Origin of the sequence: Streptomyces cinereoruber (assembly GCF_009299385.1) — a bacterium.
Classification (GTDB): Bacteria; Actinomycetota; Actinomycetes; order Streptomycetales; family Streptomycetaceae; genus Streptomyces; species Streptomyces bikiniensis.
This window is the reverse complement of sequence record NZ_CP023693.1, coordinates 3227033-3251467: the sequence shown is the minus strand read 5'-3', so window position 1 is coordinate 3251467 and position 24435 is coordinate 3227033. Positions and strand designations below refer to the sequence as shown.

Below are 24435 nucleotides of genomic sequence, written 5' to 3'. Positions count from 1 at the left end.
GTCCCACACAGCGACCGGGAGTGTCACGGCCATGAGCACGCAGCAAGGTCTCACCCACATCGACGAGGCGGGTGCGGCCCGCATGGTCGACGTCTCCGCGAAGGACGTCACGTCCCGCACGGCGCGCGCCAGCGGACGGGTCCTCGTCTCGCCGCGCGTGATCGAGCTGCTGCGCGGCGAGGGGGTCCCCAAGGGCGACGCGCTCGCGACCGCCCGGATCGCCGGGATCATGGGCGCCAAGAGGACCCCGGACCTCATCCCGCTCTGCCACCCGCTCGCCGTCTCGGGCGTGACGCTCGACCTGTCGGTCGCGGACGACGCGGTCGAGATCCTGGCGACCGTGAAGACCACGGACCGCACGGGCGTCGAGATGGAGGCCCTGACGGCGGTCTCGGTCGCGGCCCTGACGGTCGTGGACATGGTGAAGGCGGTCGACAAGGGCGCGGTCATCTCCGACGTGCGGGTGGAGGAGAAGACGGGCGGCAAGTCGGGCCACTGGACGCGGGGCGAGTCGTGACCCGCGCCGGACGGGTGGCGGGCACCCACGAGCACCCGGAGCCCACCGGGCCCGCGGAGACCCCGGCGGACGCCTACTCGGCCCTGGTCGTCACCGCCTCCAACCGGGCGTCGGCCGGGGTGTACGAGGACAAGGGCGGCCCGCTGATCGCCGAGGCCCTGACCGCGCTGCGGTTCGCGGTCGAGGGCCCGCAGGTCGTCCCGGACGGCGAGCCCGTCGAGGCGGCGCTGCGGGCGGCCGTGGACGCCGGGTACGACCTGGTGGTCACCACCGGCGGCACGGGCATCTCGCCCACCGACCTGACCCCCGAGGTGACCCGCCGCGTCCTGGAGCGGGAGATCCCGGGCATCCCCGAGGCCATCCGCGCGTACGGCCGGGAGAAGGTGCCGACGGCGGCGCTCTCCCGGGGCCTCGCCGGGGTCGCGGGCCGCACCCTGATCGTGAACCTGCCGGGCTCGTCGGGCGGCGTGCGGGACGGCCTGGCCGTCCTGGAGCCGCTCCTGAGGCACGCCGTCGACCAGATCCGCGGCGGCGACCATCCGAGACCGTCGTGATCCCGTCCTGGCCCGCGGTCCTCGCCGACGGCGAGGTGGTCCTGCGACCGATAAGGATGCGGGACCACGCGGCCTGGCGCGAGGTGAACCGGCGCAACCGCGAGTGGCTGCGCCCCTGGGAGGCGACGGTCCCGCCGCCGCCCCCGGGCGGCCCGGCCACCCAGCGCCCGACCTACCGTCAGATGGTGCGCCACCTGCGGTCGGAGGCGAACGCGGGCCGGATGCTGCCGTTCGTGATCGAGTACCAGGGGCGGCTGGTCGGCCAGTTGACGGTGGCCGGGATCACCTGGGGTTCGATGTGCTCGGGGCACGTGGGGTACTGGGTGGACAGCGCGGTGGCCGGGCGCGGGGTGATGCCGACGGCGGTCGCGCTCGCCGTGGACCACTGCTTCCGCACGGTCGGCCTGCACCGCGTCGAGGTGTGCATCCGCCCGGAGAACGGCCCCTCGCGCCGGGTCGTGGAGAAGCTGGGCTTCCGCGAGGAGGGGCTGCGGCCCCGCTACCTCCACATCGACGGGGCGTGGCGGGACCATCTGGTCTTCGCACTCACGGTGGAAGAGGTGTCGGAAGGACTGCTGAGGCGCTGGCGCCAGGCAAGAATGAAATAAGTGTTCGAATTCAGTCGGGAGTTGACGGTCAATCGATCTGAACAATCACAAAAAAGTTCAGTGATATCAGCCAGATCGTGCGACACACCGGGCCAATTGGCCTATGGCCTCCCGTGAACCCCTCTACCGTGTGAACCGTGAGCAGCAGCGGCCTCATCTATGCAGTCATCGTCGGGGCCTGGGCCGCCTACTTGGTACCGATGTGGCTCCGCAGGCAGGACGAGCTGAACGAAGCCCGTCCGACGGAACGCTTCAGCACCGCCATCCGGCTGCTTTCCGGACGGGCGGGCATGGAACGCCGTTACGCCAAGGAGCTCAAGGAGCGGGACCGTACGGCGCAGGGCCCGGCACCCGACGTGGACCCGGACGCGGCGACCGAGCACCTCAGCTCGGTCGACGTCCGGGCCTTCTCCGCGCCCGCGGCCAGGACGGAGGCGCGCCTGGAACTCCCGGACCGCGCGCCGGACCCCGAACCCGCGCCCGCGGGTCCCGGGGCGGAACGGGGCGCCGCCGAGCGCGCCCGCCGCGGCAAGGTCCTCGCCCGGCGCCGCCGCACCACGATCGTCCTCTTCCTCGCCTTCACCCTCGGCGCGGTCGTCGCGGCCGTCGGCGGCCTCCCCTTCCTGTGGGCGCCGGCCGTCCCCGCCCTGCTCCTCAGCGCGTACATCGTCCACCTGCGGATCCAGGAGCGGCGCCGCTTCGTGTACGTGATGGACCGGCGCCGCGCCGAGGCGGCGGCCGCCCGGCTGCGCGAGAGCCGCCGCCCCGCCCCGACGCCCGAACCGGAGGCCGACCAGGCGCCCGCGACGGCCCCGGCGGTCTCCCCGCAGGAGGCGGACCGGCGCGCCCTGGTCGAACAGACCGACCACGCCGAGTGGGTGGACCAGCAGCGCGAGCGCCGCCCGGCCCGCGGCGACAGCTGGGACCCGGTCCCGGTCCCGCTGCCCACGTACGTCACCGCCCCGGTCGCCCCGCGCGCGTCGGGCGGCGTCGACATCACGGATCCGGAGACCTGGAGCGCGGCCCGCTCCTCCACGGCGGCCGACCCGGCCCCCGCCCCGTCCCCCCGCAAGCGCCCGGCCGCCCCCCGCCGCGACCGCGACCACGGCCGCACCCCCCTCTTCGACCAGTACGCGGACGACGACCGCCCCCGGGCCGCCAACGAGTGACCCCGGCGGGGCGGGCCCTGAGCTCCCGCCCATGGACATGGACGGATACGCGCGCCTCACGGCCCGGATCGAGAAGGCCTGGAGGGAATTCGACGACCCGGCCACGCCGCACCGGGACTTCCGCCTGGACGAGATCAGCGACCTCCTGGAACCGGCCCCGCTGACGCAGGAGGACACCGAACGGATCGTCGGACGCATGGCCCGGATCGCCCTGTCCGACGACGAGGACAGGGGCGTCGTGGAAGCCGCCCTGCACGCGATCAGTACGGCGGGCACGCGCTACACGCTCCCCCTCCCGCTGGTGGAACCGCTCGCCGACGCGGCGGACCGCTTCGACCCCCCGCTCCTCGCCTACGTCCTGTCGGCCCTCGGCTCCACGTACGACAAGGCGGCGATACCGCTCGCCAAGCGGTTCCTCGACCATCCCCACCCCGACATCCGCCGGGAGGCGGAGGACGCCCTGACCGAGATCAGGTGGCGGTACCGGCACGAGCTGATCCGGGGAGCCGTCCCCGACGCCCTCGGCTGACCTGCGGCGGAAGCGATTTTTGTTCTCGCCGATCGGGGTGCTAATGTTTCACACGTCGCAAGGGCCTGTGGCGCAGTCTGGTAGCGCACCTCGTTCGCATCGAGGGGGTCTGGGGTTCAAATCCCCACAGGTCCACAGACAAACGGAATCCCGTCCGATCGGAAGATCGGGCGGGATTCCCGCTTTTCCGGCGAGGCGACGCGGAGCCCCGGGCCGGGCCGGGGCACTATGCGGAGCGTGACCCACAGCTCGAAGGACCGGTGGAACGAGCTCGCGCTGTTCCTGGTGGTGACGGGTGCCGGCGTCTTCGCCCTGTCCTCCCTGGCGGATCTCCTGATCGCCGATCAGGACCCGACCGTCAACGGGGTCCTCGTCGTCCTCCCCAGCGTCCTCATCGGACTCGGCACCGCGCGGGCCTACCGTCGCCGCCGCACCGCGGGCGGGGGCGGCGGCTGACGGGCCCGGCGCGTCAGGCCAGGGGCTTCGCGTAGCAGCGGCTGTTCTCGTAGTCCCGGTAGTGGCCGAACTTGACGCACGGGGCGTAGCCGCTGGAGGTGTAGAGGGCGATGGCCTCCGGCTGGGCGGTGCCCGTCTCCAGGACCATGCGGGTGCGGCCGGCGGCGCGGGCGTCGGCCTCCAGGGCCGCCAGGATGCGGCGGGCCAGGCCCAGGCCGCGAGCCTCGGGGATCACGTACATGCGCTTGAGTTCGGCGTCGCCGTCCGCGTACCCCTGGTCGTTCGCGTCCTGCGTGCGCCAGCCGCCGGTGGCGAGGGGGTGGCCCTCCGGGTGGTACGCGAGCAGGTAGAGGCCGCGGGGCGGGACGAACATCCCGGCGTCCAGCGGTGTGACGTCGCCCTCGTCGCCGTAGCGGACGGCGTACTCCGCCTGGACCTCGTCGTTGAGTTTGACGGCGTCGGGGTGGTCATAGGGGGTGGGACGGATGTTCATGCGTTTCATCGTACGTGTGTGCGGGTGGCGGGTGTCGGTATTCTCCCGGGATGCTCACTGTCACGACAGCTAACGTCAATGGACTCCGCGCCGCCGCCAAGAAGGGCTTCGTCGAGTGGCTGGCCGGGACCTCCGCCGACGTCCTCTGCCTCCAGGAGGTGCGCGCCGAGGAGGCCCAGCTGCCGCCGGAGGTGCGGGCGCCCGAGGGCTGGTTCGCCGTGCACGCCCCCGCCACCGCCAAGGGGCGGGCCGGCGTCTCCCTCTACACCCGGCGCGAGCCGGACGCGGTCCGGGTCGGCTTCGGGTGCCTGGAGTTCGCCGACAGCGGCCGGTACGTCGAGGCCGACCTGCCCGGCGTGACCGTCGCCAGCCTCTACCTGCCCTCCGGTGAGGTCGGCACCGAGCGCCAGGACGAGAAGTACCGCTTCATGGGCGAGTTCCTGCCGTACCTGAAGGACCTCCGGGCCCGGGCCGCCGCCGAGGGGCGCGAGGTCGTCGTCTGCGGCGACTGGAACATCGCCCACCGCGAGGCCGACCTCAAGAACTGGAAGGCCAACCAGAAGAAGGCCGGCTTCCTGCCCGACGAGAGGGAGTGGCTGAGCCGGGTCCTCGACGGGGACGACGGCGGGTACGTGGACGTCGTCCGCGAGCTCCACCCCGACCAGGAGGGCCCCTACTCCTGGTGGTCCTACCGCGGGCGCGCCTTCGACAACGACAGCGGCTGGCGCATCGACTACCAGATCGCCACGCCGGGGCTCGCCGCCAGGGCCGTGAAGGCGTACGTCGAGCGGGCCGCCACCCACGACGAGCGGTGGAGCGACCACGCGCCCGTCACCGCGGTCTACGACCTGTAGGCCGGAGGTCTCAGGGGCTGTCGCGCAGGCGGCGGTCCAGGGCCATCGACAGCTCCGCCTCCACCACGCTCTTCGCGAGCGGGCGCAGCCGCCACAGGTCCTCCTCGGCCGCGTGGGAGCGGAGCAGCTCGGTGAACAGCTCCGCGAGCGCCTCGGCGTGCTCGCGGACCCTCGCCCCCGCCTTGAGGACCTCCGCGAGCGGCACGCCCTCGCGGACGAGCGCGGCGGAGACGTCCAGGAGCCGGCGGCTGATGTGGACGATCTCCTCGCCGTCGGTGACGAGGTAGCCGAGGTCGAGGGCGGCGGCCAGGTTCTCGGGCGTGACCTCGCTCGCGAAGTGGTCCGCCAGTTCCTCGGGGGTGAGCCGGACCGGCTCCTCCTCGCTGGGGACGTCGATGGCGAGGACCTCGCGGACGTTCCGGCCGCTCTCGAAGGCGGTGGTGAGGTCGGCGATGCCGTTGAGGGTGTGGCCGCGCTCCAGGAGGGCGGCGATCGTCCGCAGCCGGGCCAGGTGCTGCTCGTCGTACCAGGCGATCCGGCCCTCGCGGCGGGGTGGCGGGATCAGGCCGCGCTCGCGGTAGAAGCGCAGGGTGCGCACGGTGATGCCGGCCGCCGCGGCCAGCTCCTCCATGCGGTACTCGCGCACGCCCCCGTCGGCCGGTGCGCCCGCCGACGGGCCCGTGCCCGTGTCCGCCGGTGCACCCGCCGATGCCCCCGAGCCCGCCGCACCGGCGCCCGTGCCCGCCGGAGCGCCGCCCGCGCCCGGCCCCCCGTGTTCGCCCGTTCCGGGACCCGATCCTTCTGCCACGTCCGCCAGCCTATGTTGTACCGCCGGTAACTTTCCCTCGTCGTACCCCTACCGCTCGGTAGGGAGCTGCTCTACAGTCCCCACCATGCCAGTGATTGCTGGCGGAATCGGGCCGGGCGCACGGGAGGCGGCATGGCGAAGCACGAGCACGCACGGGTGGCGGTGATCGGATCGGGATTCGGGGGCCTCGGGGCCGCCGTCCGGCTGCGCCGCGAGGGGATCACCGACTTCGTGGTCCTGGAGCGGGCCGACTCCGTCGGCGGCACCTGGCGCGACAACAGCTACCCCGGCTGCGCCTGCGACGTCCCCTCCCACCTCTACTCCTTCTCCTTCGCGCCCAACCCGGACTGGCCCCGCACCTTCTCCGGACAACGCCACATCCGCGCGTACCTGGAGCACGTCACCGACACCTTCGGCATCCGGCCGCACCTGCGCCTGAACCACGAGGTGCTGCGGATGGAGTGGGACGCCGACGCCTTGAGGTGGGAGATCGAGACCAACTCCGGGTCCTTCAGCGCCGAGGTCGTCGTCTCCGCGACCGGCCCGCTCTCCGACCCCAAGATCCCCGACATCCCGGGGCTCTCCGACTTCCCCGGCAAGGTCTTCCACTCGGCCCGCTGGGACCACGACTACGACCTCACCGGCAAGCGCGTCGCCATGATCGGCACCGGCGCCTCCGCCATCCAGATCGTGCCCGCGATCCAGCCGCAGGTCCGCAGGCTCACGCTCTTCCAGCGCACGCCCCCGTGGGTCATGCCCCGCATGGACCGGAACATCACCGGCGCCGAGCGCCGGCTGCACCGCGCCCTGCCCTTCACCGCGACCCTCCGCCGCGGCCTGCTCTGGGGCATCCGCGAGCTCCAGGTCGGCGCCTTCACCAAGCACCCCGGCGAGCTGGGCCTGGTCGAGAAGCTCGCCAGGGCCAACATCGCCCGGGCGGTCAAGGACCCGGCGCTGCGGGCCAAGCTGACCCCCTCGTACCGCATCGGCTGCAAGCGCATCCTGCTGTCGAACACGTACTACCCGGCGGTCGCGCAGCCCAACGTCGACGTCGTCGCCTCCGGTCTGCGCGAGGTCCGCGGCTCGACCCTGGTCGGCGCCGACGGCAGCGAGACCGAGGTCGACGCGATCGTCTTCGGCACCGGCTTCCACGTCACCGACATGCCGATCGCCCCGCGCGTCATCGGGGCCGACGGGCGCTCGCTCGCCGACGTCTGGAAGGACGGCATGGAGTCGCTGCGCGGCGCCACCGCCGCCGGCTTCCCCAACTGGATGACGATCATCGGCCCCAACACCGGCCTCGGGAACTCCTCGATGATCCTGATGATCGAGTCCCAGCTGAACTACATGGCCGACTACCTGCGCCAGCTCAACGTCCTCGGCGGCCGCACCGCCCTCGCCGCCCGGCCCTCCGCCGTGAACGCCTGGAACCGCAAGGTGCAGGCCCGGATGGAGCGGACCGTCTGGAAGTCCGGCGGCTGCGAGAGCTGGTACCTCGACGCCAACGGCCGCAACACCACCCTCTGGCCCGGCACCACCGGCGAGTTCCGGCGCGAGACCCGGCAGGTCGACCTCTCCGAGTACGAGGTGATCCGCGCGCCCAGGACCGCCCCCGCCGCCGCGTCCCGCCCCTCCCGCACGAAGAAGGAGGCCGCCAAGTGAGCGACCGCACCGCGAACCGGCACCTGACCCCGCTCCCCGGGGCCCGCGAACTCACCGTCACCTCCACCGACGGCTCCCGCATCCACGTCGAGGTGTACGGCCCCGAGGGCGCCCCCGCCGTCGTCCTGGCCCACGGCTGGACCTGCTCCGTCGCCTTCTGGGCCGAGCAGATCCGGGCCCTCGCCACCGACCACCGGGTCATCGCCTACGACCAGCGCGGCCACGGGCGTTCGCCCGACCCCGGCCCCGGCGGCTACTCGACCACCGCGCTCGCCGACGACCTGGAGGCGGTGCTCTCCGCCACCCTCGCCACCGGTGAGCGGGCCGTCCTCGCCGGCCACTCCATGGGCGGCATGACGATCATGGCCGCCGCCGAGCGCCACGGCCTGCGCGACCACGCCGCCGCCGTCCTGCTCTGCTCCACCGGCCCCTCCCGGCTGACCGCCGAGGCCACCGTCGTACCGCTGGGGCCCGGCGGCCTGCGCACCCGCCTCACCGCGGCCGTCCTCGGCTCCAAGGCGCCGCTCGGGCCGGTCAACGCCGTCTCGAAGAAGATCCTCAAGTACGCGACGATGGGCCCCGGTTCGGCGCCCGAGAAGGTCGACGCCTGCGCCCGGATCGTGCACGCCTGCCCGCGCGGCCCGCGCCACGGCTGGTCGCAGGTCCTCGCCGGGCTCGACCTCGAACGGGGCGTGCGGGCGCTGCGGCTGCCGGTCGCCGTGCTCGTCGGCACCGCCGACCGGCTCACCCCGGCCGCCCACTCCCGCGCGATGGCCGAGGCGCTGCCGCACTGCACGGGCCTGGTCGAGCTGACCGGCATGGGACACATGACCCCGGTGGAGGCCCCCGAGGCCGTCACCGCGCAGATCCGCGAACTGACCCTCACGTACCTGGGCGTGAAGGACACCACCACCGTGAACGCCAAGGAGGACGCATGAGCAGGGTCGGTCTCGAAGGACAGGTCGCGGTCGTCACCGGAGGGGCCCGCGGCGTCGGCGAACTCCTCGCCCGCAAGCTCTCCGCGCGCGGCGCGAAGATCGCGCTCGTCGGCCTGGAGCCCGAGCAGCTCAAGGAGGTCGCGGGCCGGCTCCACACGGAGGCCGACTGGTGGCACGCCGACGTCACCGACCACGAGGCGATGGCCCGGGTCGCGGCCGAGGTGAAGGAGCGGTTCGGGAAGGTCGACATCGTCGTCGCCAACGCCGGTGTCGCGTCCGGCGGCCCGTTCGTGGACTCCGACCCGGTCTCCTGGCGGCGGGTCATCGAGGTCAACCTGATCGGCGGCGCCGTGACCGCCCGGGCGTTCCTGCCCGTCCTCATGGAGTCCCGCGGGTACTTCCTCCAGATCGCCTCGCTCGCCGCGATCACCCCGGCCCCGATGATGACGGCGTACTGCGCCTCCAAGTCGGGCGTCGAGGCCTTCGCGCACAGCCTGCGCGCCGAGGTCGCGTACAAGGGCGTGAAGGTCGGCGTCGGCTACCTCTCCTGGACCGACACGGACATGGTGCGCGGCGCCGACCAGGACGACGTCATGCGGGAGCTGCGCCAGCGGTTGCCGTGGCCGTCGAACCGCACGTACCCCCTCGGCCCGGCCGTCGACCGGATCGTCGCGGGCATCGAGCGGCGCTCGCCGCACGTCTACGCCCAGTGGTGGCTGCGCGGGATGCAGTCGATCCGCGGCTACCTGCCCGGCGTGATCGCGACCGTGGGGCAGCGCGAGATGAAGCGCTTCGAGCCGCGCCTCGGCTCGGTCTCGAAGGGGCTCGTGGGGGCGGGCGGCGCGGCCGACGAGCAGGAGCGGACGGAGAAGGTCTGAACGGAGAGGGTCCGGGCGGAGAAGGCCTGGGCGGGGCCCGGGGTTCACGGTCCGTGACTGATCGAAATGCGTGGAATGTCCGCCCGTGCGAGGCTGATCGAGGCCGGGGACACGACGTCCCCCACCTCGCTAGGAGAACTTCGATGGGTATGAAGGACCAGTTCAAGGGCAAGGCCGAGCAGCTCAAGAACCAGGCCAACGAGGCCATGGGCAAGGCCAGGGACGAGGCGTCCGAGCGCGCCTCCCAGGGCCGCGAGCGCTCCGGTGACGAGGCCCGCGACGCCCGCCAGCAGGTCCAGGACCGCGCGGACCGGGCCCGTAACCGCCAGGCCTGACCCGGCTGTTCCACGCGAAGGGCGCACCCGGCACGCCGGGTGCGCCCTTCCGCGCGTTCGCCCGCGAGGGCCGCCCCCTCCACGCGCGCCCGTGGTCCGGAGCGAAACCGCTCGTCCCGCGCCCCGGTTCTCCGTACGGTGGCGCCCATGGCCGCACTCGAACGACTCCGACCCGACCACGCCCCCGCCCTGCTCGTCTTCGAGCGGGAGAACCGGGCCTACTTCGCCGCGTCCGTGCCCGACCGGGGCGACGCGTACTTCGCCGGGTTCGAGGAGCGGCACCGGGCGCTGCTCGACGAGCAGGAGGCCGGGACGGTCCACCTCCACGTGCTCGTGGGGGAGGGCGGGGAGGTCCTCGGGCGGTTCAACCTGGTCGACGTCGCCGACGGGAGCGCCGAGCTGGGCTACCGGGTCGCCGAGCGGGCCGCCGGGCGCGGGACGGCGACGGCCGGGGTGCGGGAGGTGTGCCGGCTGGCCCGCGAGGAGTACGGGCTGAGCCGGCTGACCGCCGTCACGACCCTCGACAACCCGGGGTCGAGGGCCGTGCTCGGGCGGATCGGGTTCGGCGCGGTCGGCAGCGTGGTGCTGGACGGCCGGCCGGGCACCTCGTACGAGCTGGATCTGGCGTACGGGGCCGGGTAGGGGTTCCGGGGCCTACCCCTCCGGCCTCGGCGGCAGCTTCGGCCGGGAGCGGTCCGGCAGGTCCTCGTACGCCGGGGGGCTCGCCGCCGGGGTCTCCGCGAGGAGCGCGAGGGCGACGTGGACCGCGTCGTCCAGCTGGGCGTGGCGGCCCTCCGCCCAGTCCAGGGGGGTGCGCAGGACCGCGAGGTCGGGCTCGACGCCGTGGTTCTCCAGGGACCAGCCGTACTCGGGGAACCAGGCCGCGTTCATCGGCACCGTGATCTGCGTGCCGTCCCCGAGCCGGTGGCGGCCGGTCATGCCGACGACCCCGCCCCAGGTGCGCTGCCCGACGACCGGCCCGAGGCCGAGCAGCTTGAACGCGGCGGTGATCATGTCGCCGTCGGAGGAGGTGGCCTCGTCGGCGAGGGCGACGACGGGGCCGCGCGGCGCGTTGGAGGCGTAGCTGACGGGCTGGGCGTTGCGCGTGAGGTCCCAGCCGAGGATCCGGCGGGTCAGCTTCTCGATGACCAGCTCGCTGATGTTGCCGCCCGCGTTGCCGCGCACGTCCACGATGAGGGCCGGCCGGGAGACCTCCATGCGCAGGTCGCGGTTGAACTGGGCCCAGCCGGAGCCGCCCAGGTCGGGGATGTGGAGGTAGCCGCAGCGCCCGCCGCTCAGCTCGCGGACCACGGTCCGGCGCTTGGCGACCCAGTCCTGGTAGCGCAGCGGGCGCTCGTCCACGAGCGGGACGACGGCGACGCGCCGGGCGCGCCCCTCGCCCTCGGCGGGGGTGAAGGTCAGCTCGACGGTGGTGCCGCCGGTGCCGGAGAGCAGCGGGTACGGGCCGGTGACCGGGTCCACGGGCCGCCCGTCGACGTGGGTGAGGACGGCGCCCTCGCGGATGCCCGTACCGGCCAGCGGGGAGCGGGCCTTGGAGTCGGAGGACTCGCCGGGCAGGATCCGCTTCACCGTCCAGCCGGCCTCGCGGGGCACGAGGTTGGCGCCGAGCAGGCCCATGGGCCGCTGGTAGTGCGGCGGGCCCTCGTTGCGGCGGGCCGGGGTGACGTACGCGTGCGAGGTGCCCAGCTCGCCCATGACCTCGCGCAGCAGGTCGGCGAACTCGTCGGGGGACGCGACCCGTTCGACCAGCGGCCGGTACTGGTCGAGGACCGCCGTCCAGTCCACCCCGCCCATGCCGGGCTCCCAGAAGTAGGCGCGGACGATCCGCCCGGCCTCGTCGAAGGCCTGCCGCCACTCGGCGCCCGGGTCGACCTCGTGCAGGATGCGCCGCAGGTCCAGGTAGACGGTCGAGTCGCCGTCCCCGGCCTCGGTCGCGGGCACCGCCCGCAGCTCGCCCTCGTCCGCGACGACCAGTCGGGTGCCGTCGCCGCTGACCGCGAACCAGTCCAGGTCGGAGGCGAGTTCGCTCTTGCGGGCCTTGGTGATGGAGAAGTGCTCCAGGGTGGGGCGGCCCGAGGTGTCGGCCGGGTTGGCGAAGGTCTCGCCGAGCGCGCCCGAGATGGGCCAGCGCAGCCAGACCAGGCCGCCGCCGCTGACCGGGTGCAGCGCGGAATACTTGGAGGCGGCCACCGGGAACGGCGTGACCCGCTCGGCCAGGCCCTCGATCTCCACCGTCACCGTGCCCTCGGCCGGGGCCGTGTCGTCGTCGGCCGGGTCCAGGCCGCCGGCCGCCGGGCGCCCGTCCGGGAGCAGCGCGAACGGGGACGGGGTCGCGGAGGAGAGCGGTACGAGGTAGGGGCGGCAGCCCAGCGGGAACGACAGGTCGCCGGTGTGCACGTCGTACACCGGGTCGAAGCCGCGCCAGGAGAGGAAGGCGAGGTAGCGCCCGTCCCGGGTGAAGACCGGGTTCTCGTCCTCGAAGCGCCCGTTGGTGACGTCCACGACCGTGCGGGCGCCGGGGCCGGAGATCCGGGCCATCTTGATCGAGCGCAGGGAGCGGCCGATGCCGGGGTGGGACCAGGTCAGCCAGTCGCCGTCGGGGGAGAAGGCGAGGTCGCGGACGGGCCCGTTGACGGACCTGATCAGCTCGGTGACCTCGCCGTTGGACTCCTCGGTCGCGTCGAGGAGGAGGAGCCGGCCGTCGTGGGAGGCGAGGGCGAGCCGCTCGCCGTCCGGGTCGGAGACCAGCTCCTCGATCCGCCCGAGGTCCCCGGAGGCGAGCCGGCGCGGCGGCCGGTCGCCGCTGGCGCGCGGCAGGTGGGCGACCTCGACGGCGTCCTCGCCGTCGGCGTCGGTGACGTAGGCGACCTGGCCGCCGCTGCCGAGCATCTCGGGCAGCCGGACCCGGACGCCGGGGGAGTCGATGATCGTGCGGGCCGGGCCGTCGCGGTGCGTCAGCCAGTACAGGCTGCCCCGGACGGAGACGGCGCTGGCCCGGCCGGTCTCGTCCACGGAGAGGGAGTCGATGTGGTGGGCGGCGGGCACCTGGTAGCACCGCCGGCCGACCCGCTGGCCGCCGAGCCGCACTGCGAGGCGGCGGGGGCGCGAGTCGGGGGTGAGGGCGTCCACGATCCACAGCTCGCCCGCGCACTGGTAGACGACCCGCCGCCCGTCGCTGGAGGCGTGCCGGGCGTAGAAGTCGTCGTGGTCGGTGTGGCGGCGCAGGTCGGTGCCGTCGGGCCGGCAGGAGTACAGGTTGCCGACGCCCTCGTGGTCGGAGAGGAACGCGATCCGGCCCCCCACGGCCATCGGGCAGTCCAGGTGCCCGCCGAGGTCGGCCAGCAGCCGCGTGCCGTGCAGCCAGAGCCGGCCGGTGGCGCCGCCCAGGTACCGCTTCCAGGCGGCGGGCTCGTGCGGCGGCTTGCCGGTGAGCAGGAGCGTGCACCGCTCGCCGTCGTGGCCGGGGGCGGTGATGTCGTCGGTGACGGTGATGTCGGAGACCGGCCCCCAGGGCAGCCGGCGGCCCGGGGTGCCGTCGGTGGGCACGGTGTAGGCCCAGGAGTAGTACGAGAAGGGCTGACCGTGCGAGGAGACGGCCAGGATGTCGGAGCGGCCGTCCTTGTCGGGGGGCGTCCAGCCGCAGACCCGGGTGTCGGTGGAGCCCCAGTAGGTCAGCCGCCGGGCGGCCCCGCCGCCGACCGGCACGAGGTGGATCTCGGGGTCGAGGCTGCGCCAGTTCGTGTACGCGATGTGGCGTCCGTCCGGCGAGAAGCGCGGGTGCCCGACCCGGGTCCGGTCGACGGTGAGCCGCCAGGCCCGGCCGGGGTGCTCCCCTTCGGCCGGGAGGGGGGCGACCCAGAGGTCGTCCTCGGCGGCGAAGCACAGCAGGTCGTCGTGGAGGTGCGGAAAGCGGAGATACGCGACGTCGTCACTCACCTCCCCATGCTTTCCGCGCGGAGGGGGCGTGGCAACTCGTACGTGTTTGCGGGCGTCTTCGGGTACGTGGTCCGGGTGTGGCTCAGAACACGTACGAAACGGTTTCGTTTCGCTGGAGGCGGGGGTACCGTCGTACTGTACGAAACGGTTTCGTTCGCACTCTGTCGATCCGCTGGGCAGGAGACACGGCATGGCACGCAGCAGGCTCACCCCCGAGCGGGAGTCCGAGCTGTACGCGGCCGTGCTCGACCTCCTCCGCGAGGTCGGCTACGACGCCCTCACCATGGACGCCGTCGCCGCCCGCACCCACTCCAGCAAGGCCACCCTCTACCGCCAGTGGGGGAGCAAGCCCGAGCTGGTCGCCCGGGCGCTGCGCGCCAACAAGCCGTCCGACCTCTCCGAGATCGACACCGGATCGCTGCGCGGCGACTTCCGGGAGATGCTCGAACGGACCGACGACTGCCAGATGGAGAAGGACTCCGCGCTGATGCGGGGTCTGGCCCATGCCGTCCACGACAACCCCGACCTGCACCGGGCGCTGCGCGAACTCCTCATCGAACCCGAGATGAACGGCTTCGAGGAAGTGCTGCGCCGGGCGGTCCGCAGGGGCGAGGTCGACGCCGGGAACCCGGCGCTGAAGCTCGTCCCGCACATGCTGATCGGCGCGTTCGTCGCCCGCCCGCTGATCGAGGATCAGCCGGTCGACCACGCGTTCCTCAGCGTCTACGTCGACGCCGTCGTGCTCCCCTCACTCGGCGTCTGAGCCCCACGGGGCCGCCTCCCCGGAGGCCCCGGCACCACCCTCTCCACCTGACGTCGCGCCGCTCACGCCGTCGGGCCGGCTCCCCATGCCCTTGTCCCTCAACACCGGGAGTACGCCCCCGTGGCCACGTTCCTGTACAAGCTCGGTCGTTCCGCCTTCCGGCGCCGACGGCTCGTCGCCCTCCTCTGGGTGGCGCTCCTCGCGCTCGCCGGCGTCGGCGCCGCGACCGCGCCCGCCGCCACCTCCAGCTCCTTCTCGATCCCCGGCACCGAGGCCCAGCGCGCCTTCGACCTGCTCGAAGAGCGGTTCCCGGGCGCCGGGGCCGACGGGGCCACCGCCCGCATCGTCTTCAAGGCCCCCGAGGGCCGGAAGGTGACCGACCCGGCCCACAAGGCCGTCGTCGAGGAGACCGTCGCCGCGCTCAAGTCGGGCTCGGACCAGATCGTCTCGGTCGCCGACCCGTACACCACGCAGGCCGTCTCCCAGAACGGCTCCACCGCCTACGTCTCCGTGGCGTACAAGGTCAACGCCATGGAGCTGACCGACGGGACGCGCGAGGCCCTGAAGCAGGCCGGCGAGCAGGCGCAGGGCAAGGGCCTGACGGTCGAGGTCGGCGGCGACGCCCTCCAGACCATGCCCGAGACCGGCGCGGGCGAGATCGTCGGCGTGGTCATCGCCGGCATCGTGCTCGTCATCACCTTCGGCTCGCTCGTCGCCGCCGGACTCCCGCTGCTCACCGCGATCATCGGCGTCGGCATCGGCGTCTCCTCGATCACGGCGCTCGCCAACGTCCTCGACCTCGGCTCCACCACCTCCACCCTCGCGATGATGATCGGCCTCGCGGTCGGCATCGACTACGCCCTCTTCATCGTCTCCCGCTACCGCGCGGAGCTGGCCGAGGGCCGCGACAAGGAGGAGGCCGCGGGCCGCGCGACCGGCACGGCCGGCTCCGCCGTCGTCTTCGCCGGACTCACCGTCGTCATCGCCCTCGTCGGCCTGGCCGTCGTCAACATCCCGATGCTGACGAAGATGGGCTTCGCCGCCGCCGGCACGGTCGTCATCGCCGTCCTCATCGCGCTCACCCTGATCCCGGCCCTGCTCGGCTTCGCCGGCGACAAGGTCCTGGGCCGCAAGCAGCGCAAGGGCGCGGAGGCCGGTGCGGGCGAGGGCGCCGCCACCGGCGAGGAGGCCAAGGAGGGCAAGCCGAACGGCGGCACCCGCTGGGCCCGCTTCGTCATCCGCCGCCCCGTGCTCGTGCTCCTCGTCGGCGTCCTCGGCCTCGGCGCGATCGCCGTGCCCGCCGCCTCCCTGGAGATGGGCCTGCCGGACGACGGCGCCAAGCCGGTCTCCACCAGCGAGCGCCGGGCGTACGACATGCTGTCCGACGGCTTCGGCCCCGGCTTCAACGGCCCGCTGCTCGTCGTCGTGGACGGCGACAAGGCCACCGCCGACAAGACCGTCTCCGCGATCAAGAAGCTCGAAGGCTGGGCCGCCGTCACCCCGGCGACCCCGAACAAGGCCGGCGACGCCGCGATGATCACGGTGGTCCCGAAGGACCGCCCGTCCTCCGTCGCCACCGAGAACCTGGTCCACGACATCCGCGGCGCCACCGGCGACGACGTCCTCGTCACCGGCGCCACCGCGATGAACATCGACTTCTCGCAGAAGATGAACGACGCCCTGGTGCCCTACCTGGCCCTCGTCGTCGGCCTCGCCTTCCTGCTGCTGACCCTGGTCTTCCGCTCGGTCCTCGTCCCCCTGAAGGCGGCCCTCGGCTTCCTGCTCTCGGTGGTCGCGGCCCTCGGCGCGGTCGTCGCGGTCTTCCAGTGGGGCTGGCTCGGCAGCCTCTTCGGGGTCGAGCAGACCGGCCCGATCATGTCGATGATGCCGATCTTCATGGTGGGCGTCGTCTTCGGCCTCGCGATGGACTACGAGGTCTTCCTCGTCACCCGGATGCGGGAGGCGTACGTCCACGGCGAGCGTCCCGGCGAGGCGATCGTGACCGGCTTCCGGCACAGCGCCCGGGTGGTCACCGCCGCCGCGGTGATCATGATCGCGGTCTTCTCCGGCTTCATCGGGATGACCGACCAGATGATCAAGATGATCGGCTTCGGCCTGGCCGTCGCAGTCCTCTTCGACGCCTTCGTGGTCCGCATGGCGATCGTCCCGGCCGTCCTCGCGCTGCTCGGCCACAAGGCCTGGTGGCTGCCGAAGTGGCTGGACCGGCTCCTGCCGAACGTGGACGTGGAGGGCGAGGGCCTCGCCAAGCACGTCGACGGGGCCGGCTCGGAGGAGAAGCCGGACCTCGTGAAGGTCTGACGCCTCCGGCTCCTGACGCCTTCGGCCCTTGAGGCCTCCGGCAGTACCCCCGACGCCGTCGGCGTGTCGTCTCAGCGACGCGCCGACGGCGTTCGCGTGCCCGCCGTACGGGAGGCCCCGGCGGGGCCGGAGGAGTACGTGTGGCGGAGGAAGCGGAGCAGGGCGGCCGTGTCGAACTGGACCACCTCCACCCCCTCCTCCGTGTGGAACTCGACCACCGTCTGCACCCGGCCGCACGGCCAGACGCCGATGTCGCCGCGCCGGGTCGGGGTCCGCAGACCCGTCTCCAGGAGGGCGCGCGGGAAGGACCACTCGACGGCGCCGGGGAAGACGAACCGGACGGTCGCGGGGGAGTAGCCGGGGTCGTAGCGCAGGGCCACCGGGACGGGTCGGGAGAGCGGGGCGTCGGTGATGATCCGACCCTTGGCACGGTCGTCGACGGCGGGGGCAGGGGCGGTGGCCATCGGTGGCTCCTGACGTTTTGTCCTTCTATAAGCCAATGTGGCACTTCTTCCCCGTGATCGCACGGCTCATGCGGGGAAAGGTGCGGCCATGATGTGACCCATGCGCTCTTGCAAGCCCTTCGCAGGAGCGCCCATCATGCCGACGTGCATGTACCTGACGGATTCATCAACGCCCCCGTATCGGCCGTCGCCGGTGTCGTCGCCGCCGGCGCCGTCGCCGTCAGCCTGCGCGGGGCCCGCCGCGAGCTTGGGGGCGCCTCCCGTGCCGAAGGCCACGGGGGAGAGCGGACGGCTCCGCTCGCCGGGCTCGTCGCGGCCTTCGTCTTCGCCGTCCAGATGCTGAACTTCCCGGTCGCCGCCGGGACCAGCGGACACCTCCTCGGCGGCGCGCTCGCCGCGATACTCGTCGGCCCCTGGACCGGCGTCCTGTGCATCGCGGTCGTCCTGCTCATGCAGGGCGTCCTCTTCGCGGACGGCGGGCTCACCGCCCTCGGCGTGAACATCGACGTCATGGGCGTCGTCACCGTCGTCACGGCCTACGCGCTCTTCCGGGGCCTCGTCCTGGTCCTGCCGCGCACCCGCCGCTCGGTGACCCTCGCCTCCTTCGTCGCCGCGCTCGTCTCCGTACCGGCCTCGGCCGCCGCCTTCACCCTGGTATACGCGGTCGGCGGCACCACCGACGTCCCCCTCGGCAAGGTCCTCACCGCGATGGTCGGCGTCCACGTCCTCATCGGCATCGGCGAGGCCGTCATCACCATGCTGACCGTCGGCGCGGTCCTCGCCGTCCGCCCCGACCTGGTGTACGGCGCGCGCGGCCTGACCGCCCCGCTCAAGCTCCGGGTGGGCGGCGAGCTGGTCGACGCCGCGCCCGCGACCCCGGCCACCCCGGCCTTCGCCGGCTCCCCCCGGAAGCTGTGGATCGGCGGCGTCGTCACCGCCCTCGTCCTCGCCGGCTTCGTCTCCTTCTACGCCTCCGCCAGCCCCGACGGCCTGGAGAAGGTCGCCGCCGACCAGGGCATCGACGCCAAGGCCGAGGAGTACGAGCACGCCACCGCCGACTCCCCGCTCGCCGACTACGGCGTCCGGGGCATCGCCGCCGAGCGCCTCTCCGGCGGCCTGGCCGGCGTCATCGGCGTGGGCGCGACCCTGGCCGCCGGCACCGGCGTCTTCCTGGTCGTCCGCCGCCGACGCACCGCCGCACCGGAAAGCGCCTGACATGGGTGCGGGCCACGCCCACAAGCTCTACCGGCACGGGCACTCGCCGGTCCACGGGCTGCCCCCGCACACCAAGATCGTCGCCGCCCTCGGCTTCGTCGTGGTCGTCGTCTCGACGCCCCGCGAGGCCGTCTGGGCCTTCGCCGCGTACGCCGCGCTCCTCACGGCCGTGGCGGCGAAGGCCCGGATCCCGGCCGGCTTCCTGCTGAGGCGGCTCCTCGTCGAGGTGCCGTTCGTCGCGTTCGCGCTGCTCATGCCGTTCGTCGTGCCCGGCGAGCAGACGCAGGTCCTCGGGATCTCGCTGAGCGTCCCCGGCCTGTGGGGAGCCTGGAACGTCCTCGCCAAGGGCACCCTCGGCGTCGCCGCCTCCGTCCTCCTCGCCGCCACCACCGAACTGCGCGCCCTGCTCCTCGGCCTCCAGCGCCTGAAGCTGCCGCCGCTCCTCGTCCAGATCGCCTCCTTCATGATCCGGTACGGCGACGTCATCACCGACGAGATGCGCCGCATGTCCGTCGCCCGTCGCTCGCGCGGCTTCGAGGCGCGGGGCGTGCGCCACTGGGGCGTCCTCGCCAAGTCCGCGGGCGCGCTCTTCATCCGCTCGTACGAGCGCGGGGAACGGGTCCACCTGGCCATGGTCAGCCGCGGCTACACCGGCACCATGCCGGTCCCGGACGAGACGACCGCCACCCGCGCCCAGTGGGCGCACGCCGCCGCGCTGCCGCTCACCGCCCTCCTGATCTGCCTCCTGGGATGGACCCTCCGATGACCCCTCCGCCCTCCCTCGACGTCCGCGGCCTCGCGTACGCCTACCCCGACGGCCACCAGGCCCTCTTCGGGGTGGACCTGACCGTCGGGCGCGGCGAGCGGGTCGCCCTGCTCGGCCCCAACGGCGCCGGCAAGACCACCCTCGTCCTCCACCTCAACGGCATCCTCACCGGCGGCGCGGGCACCGTCACCGTCGCCGGGCTCCCGGTCGGCGGGAAGCACATGGCCGAGATCCGCCGCAAGGTCGGCATCGTCTTCCAGGACCCCGACGACCAGCTCTTCATGCCGACCGTCCGCGAGGACGTCGCCTTCGGCCCGGCCGCCGCCGGACTGCGCGGCGCCGAACTGGACGCCGTGGTGCGGCGGGCCCTGGAGCGGGTCGGGATGGCGGAGTACGCGGACCGGCCCCCGCACCACCTCTCCTTCGGGCAGCGCCGCCGGGTCGCCGTGGCGACGGTCCTCGCCACGGAGCCGGAGATCCTCGTCCTCGACGAGCCGTCCTCCAACCTGGACCCGGCCTCGCGCCGCGAACTCGCCGACGTCCTGCGCTCCCTGGACGTCACCGTCCTGATGGTCACCCACGACCTGCCGTACGCCCTGGAGCTCTGCCCGCGCGCGGTGGTCCTCAGCGAGGGCGTCATCGCCGCCGACGGGCCGACCGGCGCGCTCCTCGCGGACGGGGAGCTGATGGCCCGGCACCGCCTGGAGCTGCCGTTCGGCTTCGTACCTCAGTCGGTGGCCTGAGCCGTTCCGAGGCCCCGGAATCGGCCCCCCACGTGCCGCGTTGCACCATGGGGGGTCGGAGCACGGCAAGGCGAGGAGCGGGAACGTGGACGTCCGGGGCACGGTGGCGGCGGGCTGGGAGCCCGTCCGGGACGCGTTCCTGCGCAACTTCGAACAGCGCGGCGAGCGCGGGGCGGCCGTCGCCGTCCATCGCGACGGCGTGCGGGTCGTGGACCTGTGGGCGGGCGCGAAGGACGGCGACGGGGAGGCCGCAGAGGCGGGTGGCGGTGGCGCGGACGGCGCCGGCGCCGGTGGCGGGGCGCCCTGGACCGAGGACACCGCCCAGGTCGTCCGCTCGGCCACCAAGGGCGTCGCCGCCGCCGTCCCCCTGCTCCTCCACCAGCGCGGCCTGCTCGACCTGGACGCCCCCGTGGCCGCGTACTGGCCCGAGTTCAAGGCGGCGGGCAAGGACCGCGCGACCGTACGGGACCTCCTCGCGCACCGGGCCGGCGTCCCCGTCCTCGACCGGCCGCTCACCCTCGCCGAAGCCGCCGACCTGCCGACGGCGACGGCCGCGATCGCCGCCCAGGCCCCCGTCTGGGAGCCCGGCACCGCCCACGGCTACCACGCCCACACCTTCAGCTGGCTGCTCTCCGGCCTCGTCCACCGCGTCACCGGCCGGACCGTCGGCCGCTGGGTGGCGGAGGAGATCGCCGACCCGCTCGGCCTCGACCTGTGGATCGGACTCCCGGACGCGGAGGCCCACCGGGTCGGCCGCATCGGCCCCGTCGAGGAGGTCGAACCGCCCGGGAGCGGCGCGCTCAGGCTCCGCCCCAAGCGCGCGGTCACCGAGGCCTACCGGGACCCCGACTCCCTCACCCGCCGCGCCTTCGGCGTCATCGACCCGAAGCCCGACGAGAACGACCCCGCCTACCGGGCCGCCGAACTCCCCGGCTCGGCCGGCGTCGCCACCGCCCGCGCCCTCTCCCGCTTCTACGCCGCCACCCTCGGCCCGGTCGACGGCGCCGAGCGCCTCTTCGCCCCGGAGACGCTCGCCCTCGCCCGTACCGAGGAGTCCGCGGGCCCGGACCGCGTGCTGCTCGTCGGCACCCGCTTCGGCCTCGGCCACATGCTGCACGGCCCGGCCTCGCCGCTCCTCGGCCCGTCGTCCTTCGGCCACCCGGGCCGCGGCGGCTCCCTCGGCTTCGCGGACCCCGACTCCGGGACCGCCTTCGGGTACGTCACCAACGGCATGCGCAAGACGGTCACGGCGGACCCGCGCGCCCAGGCGCTCGTGCGTGCGGTGGCGGCGGTGGCGGGCGTAGGGTCGATCCGCAGGTGACAGAGGCGAGTTGACGCGAGACAGCGAGGAGCGGCCGCATGACCACGGATGCCGTGGGGACCGAAGGACCCCTGACCGGTACGACCGACACGTACGAGAAGCTGATCGCCCTGCTGGAAGAGCGCGGGGCCGCCCACCGGGTGCTCGAACACGCCCCCGAGGGCGCCACCGAGGCGGTCAGCGCGCTGCGGGGCAACACGCTCGCGCAGGCGGCCAAGTGCATCATCGCGATGGTCAAGATCGGCAAGAAGGAGAAGCGGTTCGTCCTGGCGGTCGTCCCCGGCGACCGCCGGATCGACCTGGCGGCGGTGAAGGCGCTGTACGGCGGCACGTACGTCTCCTTCGCCTCCCCGGAGATCGCGGAGGACCTCGCGGGCTCCCCGAGCGGCACGATCCTGCCCTTCGCCTTCGACGAGCGGCTCGAACTGATCGTGGACCCGGACCTTCTCGTCCACCCGGAGCTCTACTTCAACGCGGCCAGGCTGGACCGTTCGCTCGCCCTCTCCACCGAGGACTACCGGGCGATCGCGGAGCCGCGCGTGGAGCGGATCTCGACGGCCTGATGCGTACCCCGGGCGGTCAGGCCGTCGACGGCGTCAGCGCGAGGACGACACCGAGGCCGACGAGCACGGCGCCGATCGCCTTGTTGAGCACGGTCTGCCGCCGCAGCAGCCGGGCGCGCAGGCTCTCCTGCGAGAAGAGCAGCGCGGCGAGCGAGAACCACACCAGGTGCGCGAGCGACATGAACAGGCCGTAGCCGGCCTGCTGGAGGACGGGGGTGTCGGCGCTGACGACCTGGGTGTAGGTGCTCAGGACGAACAGCATGGTCTTCGGGTTGAGCGCGTTCGTCAGGAAGCCGGTGCGCAGCGCCCCCGCCTTCGACATCCCGCCCCCGTCCGACAGGTCGATGTCCGCCCGGGGCCTGGTGACGAAGGTCCGGTAGCCGACGTACACCAGGTAGGCGGCGCCGATCAGCTTCATCGCGGTGAAGAGCGCCGGGGTCCTGGAGAGCAGCAGTCCCACGCCCAGCATGGTGTACGTGACGTGGACGAGGACGCCGAGGGCGATGCCGACGGCGGCGAGGACCCCGGCGGTCCGCCCGTACAGATAGCTGTTGCGGACGGTCATCGCGAAGTCCGCGCCGGGGCTGATGACGGCCAGGACGGTGATGACCGCGACGGCGACGAGCTGACCCATGGGCACGACAGTAGGTGATCACGGGCGCGCCGGGCGACCCCTTTCACTTGCCCGGTCCTCTGGCGCGGCCGTCGCCGCCGATGCTGTGATCACCCCATGGAGCACACGGAGCATGCGGGACGCATCGACCTCGGGACACGACTCGACGGGTACGGAGTACTGATCACGGGCGCGGCGCGCGGCATCGGCGCGGCGACCGCGCGGCGCCTGGCGGCGGAGGGCGCGCGGGTCCTCGTCACGGACGTGGACGAGGAGGCGGCGCGGGCGACGGCGGCGGAGGTGCCGGGGGCGGAGGCCGTACGCTGCGACGTGTCCGACCAGGGGTCGGTGGACGCGGCCGTGGCGTACGCGGTGGAGGCCTTCGGCGGCCTCGACGTCCTCGTGAACAACGCGCTCGGGCCAGTGGCCCCCGACCGGGACCGCTTCGAGGAGGAGCCGGACGAGGTCTGGGCCGTCCAGCACGACGTCACGTTCATGGGGGCGGTGCGCTGCTCGCGGGCGGCGCTGCCGCACCTGGCGGCGGGCGGGCGCGGGGCGATCGTCACGATCGGGTCGGTCAACGCGGAGGCGGACTTCGGCAACCACGCGTACAGCGCGGCCAAGGCCGGACTCGCCTCCTTCACCCGGACCCTGGCGGGGGACGCGGCGGCGCGCGGGGTCCGGGTCAACCAGATCAACCCGGGCACGATCGCGACCCGGGCGTGGGAGGGCAAGGAGACCGGCCTCGCGGCCCTCGCCGAGCGGGTCTACCCGCTGGGCCGCGTCGGCACCCCCGAGGACATCGCCGCCGCCGTCGCCTTCCTCGCCTCCCCGGACGCCTCCTGGGTCACCGGCACGGTCCTCCGCGTCGACGGCGGACTCCTCGCGGTGAACCGGCACTTCGCGGAGGTACTGGGCGACTGAGGGGCGCCGGGGGCGAACGGGCCCGTGTGAAAACGCTCCGACCGAGCAGGCGCAGGAGAGGAGAAGTGCGGGAACGGACGAAGAGAGGACGCGATGAGCACCATCCAACGACCGGTCCACGGCAGCGCCGCCGACGCGTCGGTGGGCGACCTCGTCTCGCGGGCGTCGCAGCAGCTCTCGGAGCTGGTACGCGACGAAATGCGGCTCGCGCGCGCCGAGATGACGCAGAAGGGCAAGCGGTACGGGGCGGGCGGCGGCCTGTTCGGCGGCGCCGGCCTGGTCGGCGTCCTGGCCGCGCAGGCCCTCGTCGTCGCCGTGATCGCGGCCCTCGCCCTGGTCCTCCCGATCTGGGCCTCGGCCCTGATCGTCGCGGTCCTGCTCGCGGCGGGCGCGGCGGGCATGGCGGCGGCCGGGAAGAAGCGGATCGAGGAGGCCGGCGCGCCGACCCCGGAGCAGACCATCGACAACGTCAGGGCCGACGTGGCCGAGATCAAGGAGAGGGCGCACCGATGAACCACCGGACGCAGGGCGGCAGGACCGCGAACGACCTCGGGGAACTGCGCGAGCAGGCCGAGCACACCCGCGACGAACTCGGGCGCACGGTGGAGGCGCTGGCGGCCAAGGCGGACGTCAAGGCGCAGGCCGAGGAGAAGGTCGCCGCGGCACGGGAGAAGGCGGCGGTCGCGGCCGAACGCGCCAAGGAGAAGGCGGTGGTGGCCGCCGACCTGGTCAAGGAGAAGACGGCGGTCGCCACGGAGCAGGCCAAGGAGAAGGCGGCGGTCGCGACCGAGCAGGTCAAGGAGAAGACGGCGGCCGCCACGGACCTGGTCAAGGAGAAGACCCCCGACCCGGTCCTGGAGAAGGCCGAGGCGGTCGCGCAGAAGGCGAAGGCCAACAGGACCCCGCTGGTCGCCGCGACCGCGGCCCTGGCCGGCTTCCTGCTCGTGCGCCGGATCGTCCGGGGCCACCGCGGGCGCCGCTGAGCG

27 protein-coding genes and 1 tRNA gene are annotated in these 24435 nt (G+C 73.5%); 23 read left to right on the top strand and 5 right to left on the bottom strand.

Annotated features, from left to right (window positions below):
* Positions 1 to 31: 31 nt before the first annotated feature.
* The 7 genes from moaC to CP977_RS14365 all read left to right on the top strand — a co-directional run bounded on the left by moaC (position 32) and on the right by CP977_RS14365 (position 3833).
* Complete coding sequence (gene moaC / locus CP977_RS14395) at positions 32 to 517, top strand: cyclic pyranopterin monophosphate synthase MoaC (protein WP_062754770.1); 486 nt, start codon at positions 32 to 34, stop codon at positions 515 to 517.
* A 14-nt stretch (positions 518 to 531) separates the two neighbouring features.
* Entirely contained in the window at positions 532 to 1071 is a 540-nt protein-coding gene (locus CP977_RS14390) for a MogA/MoaB family molybdenum cofactor biosynthesis protein (protein ID WP_062757042.1), read from the top strand.
* The gene (locus CP977_RS14385; protein WP_152370222.1) at positions 1068 to 1679 is read left to right on the top strand and encodes a GNAT family N-acetyltransferase; all 612 of its coding nucleotides are present in this window, start codon (positions 1068 to 1070) and stop codon (positions 1677 to 1679) included. The genes CP977_RS14390 and CP977_RS14385 overlap by 4 nt, the downstream gene beginning before the upstream one ends.
* A 137-nt stretch (positions 1680 to 1816) precedes the next feature.
* On the top strand, positions 1817 to 2848 hold the full coding sequence (sepX, locus tag CP977_RS14380) for a divisome protein SepX/GlpR (protein ID WP_152370221.1): 1032 nt from the start codon (positions 1817 to 1819) through the stop codon (positions 2846 to 2848).
* Between the two features lie 31 nt (positions 2849 to 2879).
* Positions 2880 to 3377 (top strand): HEAT repeat domain-containing protein, encoded by a 498-nt coding sequence (locus CP977_RS14375; protein ID WP_062754772.1) that lies wholly within the window; start codon positions 2880 to 2882, stop codon positions 3375 to 3377.
* 61 nt (positions 3378 to 3438) lie between these two features.
* A tRNA-Ala gene (locus CP977_RS14370) sits at positions 3439 to 3512 on the top strand.
* A gap of 102 nt (positions 3513 to 3614) precedes the next feature.
* Entirely contained in the window at positions 3615 to 3833 is a 219-nt protein-coding gene (locus CP977_RS14365; protein WP_152370220.1) for a hypothetical protein, read from the top strand.
* A gap of 13 nt (positions 3834 to 3846) precedes the next feature.
* On the opposite strand, the gene CP977_RS14360 is transcribed toward CP977_RS14365, so the two are convergent.
* Positions 3847 to 4326, bottom strand: coding sequence for a GNAT family N-acetyltransferase (locus CP977_RS14360; RefSeq protein WP_062754777.1), 480 nt, complete (start codon positions 4324 to 4326; stop codon positions 3847 to 3849).
* Between the two features lie 50 nt (positions 4327 to 4376).
* Here CP977_RS14360 and CP977_RS14355 point away from each other — a divergent pair, with 50 nt between their 5' ends.
* Positions 4377 to 5180 (top strand): exodeoxyribonuclease III, encoded by an 804-nt coding sequence (locus CP977_RS14355; protein ID WP_109187195.1) that lies wholly within the window; start codon positions 4377 to 4379, stop codon positions 5178 to 5180.
* Positions 5181 to 5190: 10 nt separating this feature from the next.
* Here the strand turns inward: CP977_RS14355 and CP977_RS14350 are convergent, their stop codons facing one another.
* Positions 5191 to 5811 (bottom strand): MerR family transcriptional regulator, encoded by a 621-nt coding sequence (locus tag CP977_RS14350; protein WP_152371566.1) that lies wholly within the window; start codon positions 5809 to 5811, stop codon positions 5191 to 5193.
* A 309-nt stretch (positions 5812 to 6120) separates the two neighbouring features.
* Between CP977_RS14350 and CP977_RS14345 the strand changes: the two genes are divergently transcribed.
* The 5 genes from CP977_RS14345 (at position 6121) to CP977_RS14325 (ending at position 10443) form a co-directional block, all read left to right on the top strand.
* Positions 6121 to 7650, top strand: a complete 1530-nt coding sequence (locus CP977_RS14345; protein ID WP_152370219.1) for a flavin-containing monooxygenase — start codon at positions 6121 to 6123, stop codon at positions 7648 to 7650.
* Positions 7651 to 7673: 23 nt separating this feature from the next.
* Complete coding sequence (locus CP977_RS14340; protein ID WP_062757044.1) at positions 7674 to 8588, top strand: alpha/beta fold hydrolase; 915 nt, start codon at positions 7674 to 7676, stop codon at positions 8586 to 8588.
* Positions 8585 to 9466 (top strand): SDR family oxidoreductase, encoded by an 882-nt coding sequence (locus CP977_RS14335; RefSeq protein ID WP_062754783.1) that lies wholly within the window; start codon positions 8585 to 8587, stop codon positions 9464 to 9466. The genes CP977_RS14340 and CP977_RS14335 overlap by 4 nt, the downstream gene beginning before the upstream one ends.
* A gap of 143 nt (positions 9467 to 9609) precedes the next feature.
* Positions 9610 to 9801 (top strand): hypothetical protein, encoded by a 192-nt coding sequence (locus tag CP977_RS14330; protein WP_062754784.1) that lies wholly within the window; start codon positions 9610 to 9612, stop codon positions 9799 to 9801.
* A 147-nt stretch (positions 9802 to 9948) separates the two neighbouring features.
* Positions 9949 to 10443 carry a GNAT family N-acetyltransferase gene (locus CP977_RS14325; RefSeq protein WP_152370218.1) on the top strand — a complete coding sequence of 165 codons (495 nt, stop codon included), beginning with the start codon at positions 9949 to 9951 and terminating at the stop codon, positions 10441 to 10443.
* A 12-nt stretch (positions 10444 to 10455) separates the two neighbouring features.
* On the opposite strand, the gene CP977_RS14320 is transcribed toward CP977_RS14325, so the two are convergent.
* The gene (locus CP977_RS14320; RefSeq protein ID WP_062754788.1) at positions 10456 to 13758 is read right to left on the bottom strand and encodes a S41 family peptidase; all 3303 of its coding nucleotides are present in this window, start codon (positions 13756 to 13758) and stop codon (positions 10456 to 10458) included.
* Between the two features lie 190 nt (positions 13759 to 13948).
* On the opposite strand from CP977_RS14320, the gene CP977_RS14315 reads away from it, so the two are divergent.
* Both CP977_RS14315 and CP977_RS14310 read left to right on the top strand, forming a co-directional pair.
* Positions 13949 to 14521, top strand: a complete 573-nt coding sequence (locus CP977_RS14315) for a TetR/AcrR family transcriptional regulator (RefSeq protein WP_062754790.1) — start codon at positions 13949 to 13951, stop codon at positions 14519 to 14521.
* A gap of 120 nt (positions 14522 to 14641) precedes the next feature.
* Positions 14642 to 16840 carry an MMPL family transporter gene (locus tag CP977_RS14310; protein ID WP_062754792.1) on the top strand — a complete coding sequence of 733 codons (2199 nt, stop codon included), beginning with the start codon at positions 14642 to 14644 and terminating at the stop codon, positions 16838 to 16840.
* Positions 16841 to 16911: 71 nt separating this feature from the next.
* Here CP977_RS14310 and CP977_RS14305 read toward each other — a convergent pair whose 3' ends face one another.
* On the bottom strand, positions 16912 to 17304 hold the full coding sequence (locus CP977_RS14305) for an SsgA family sporulation/cell division regulator (protein ID WP_062754794.1): 393 nt from the start codon (positions 17302 to 17304) through the stop codon (positions 16912 to 16914).
* A 144-nt stretch (positions 17305 to 17448) separates the two neighbouring features.
* Between CP977_RS14305 and CP977_RS14300 the strand changes: the two genes are divergently transcribed.
* From CP977_RS14300 to CP977_RS14280, 5 genes are all read left to right on the top strand, one after another.
* A complete protein-coding gene (locus tag CP977_RS14300; protein ID WP_152370217.1) occupies positions 17449 to 18519 on the top strand; it encodes an energy-coupling factor ABC transporter permease in 1071 nt (356 codons plus the stop codon).
* Position 18520: 1 nt separating this feature from the next.
* Positions 18521 to 19285, top strand: coding sequence for a cobalt ECF transporter T component CbiQ (cbiQ, locus tag CP977_RS14295; RefSeq protein WP_062754798.1), 765 nt, complete (start codon positions 18521 to 18523; stop codon positions 19283 to 19285).
* Positions 19282 to 20028, top strand: coding sequence for an energy-coupling factor ABC transporter ATP-binding protein (locus CP977_RS14290; RefSeq protein ID WP_229991645.1), 747 nt, complete (start codon positions 19282 to 19284; stop codon positions 20026 to 20028). The genes cbiQ and CP977_RS14290 overlap by 4 nt, the downstream gene beginning before the upstream one ends.
* A gap of 85 nt (positions 20029 to 20113) precedes the next feature.
* Positions 20114 to 21349, top strand: coding sequence for a serine hydrolase domain-containing protein (locus CP977_RS14285; protein WP_152370215.1), 1236 nt, complete (start codon positions 20114 to 20116; stop codon positions 21347 to 21349).
* A 38-nt stretch (positions 21350 to 21387) separates the two neighbouring features.
* Entirely contained in the window at positions 21388 to 21912 is a 525-nt protein-coding gene (locus CP977_RS14280) for a YbaK/EbsC family protein (protein WP_062754804.1), read from the top strand.
* A 16-nt stretch (positions 21913 to 21928) separates the two neighbouring features.
* Here the strand turns inward: CP977_RS14280 and CP977_RS14275 are convergent, their stop codons facing one another.
* Positions 21929 to 22546: a LysE family translocator gene (locus CP977_RS14275; RefSeq protein WP_062754806.1), complete on the bottom strand. Its 618-nt coding sequence runs from the start codon at positions 22544 to 22546 to the stop codon at positions 21929 to 21931.
* Between the two features lie 96 nt (positions 22547 to 22642).
* On the opposite strand from CP977_RS14275, the gene CP977_RS14270 reads away from it, so the two are divergent.
* The 3 genes from CP977_RS14270 to CP977_RS14260 all read left to right on the top strand — a co-directional run bounded on the left by CP977_RS14270 (position 22643) and on the right by CP977_RS14260 (position 24432).
* Positions 22643 to 23449 carry an SDR family NAD(P)-dependent oxidoreductase gene (locus tag CP977_RS14270; protein ID WP_152370214.1) on the top strand — a complete coding sequence of 269 codons (807 nt, stop codon included), beginning with the start codon at positions 22643 to 22645 and terminating at the stop codon, positions 23447 to 23449.
* Positions 23450 to 23542: 93 nt separating this feature from the next.
* Positions 23543 to 23962, top strand: coding sequence for a phage holin family protein (locus CP977_RS14265; RefSeq protein WP_152370213.1), 420 nt, complete (start codon positions 23543 to 23545; stop codon positions 23960 to 23962).
* A complete protein-coding gene (locus CP977_RS14260; RefSeq protein WP_152370212.1) occupies positions 23959 to 24432 on the top strand; it encodes a DUF3618 domain-containing protein in 474 nt (157 codons plus the stop codon). The genes CP977_RS14265 and CP977_RS14260 overlap by 4 nt, the downstream gene beginning before the upstream one ends.
* The last annotated feature ends 3 nt before the right edge of the window (positions 24433 to 24435 follow it).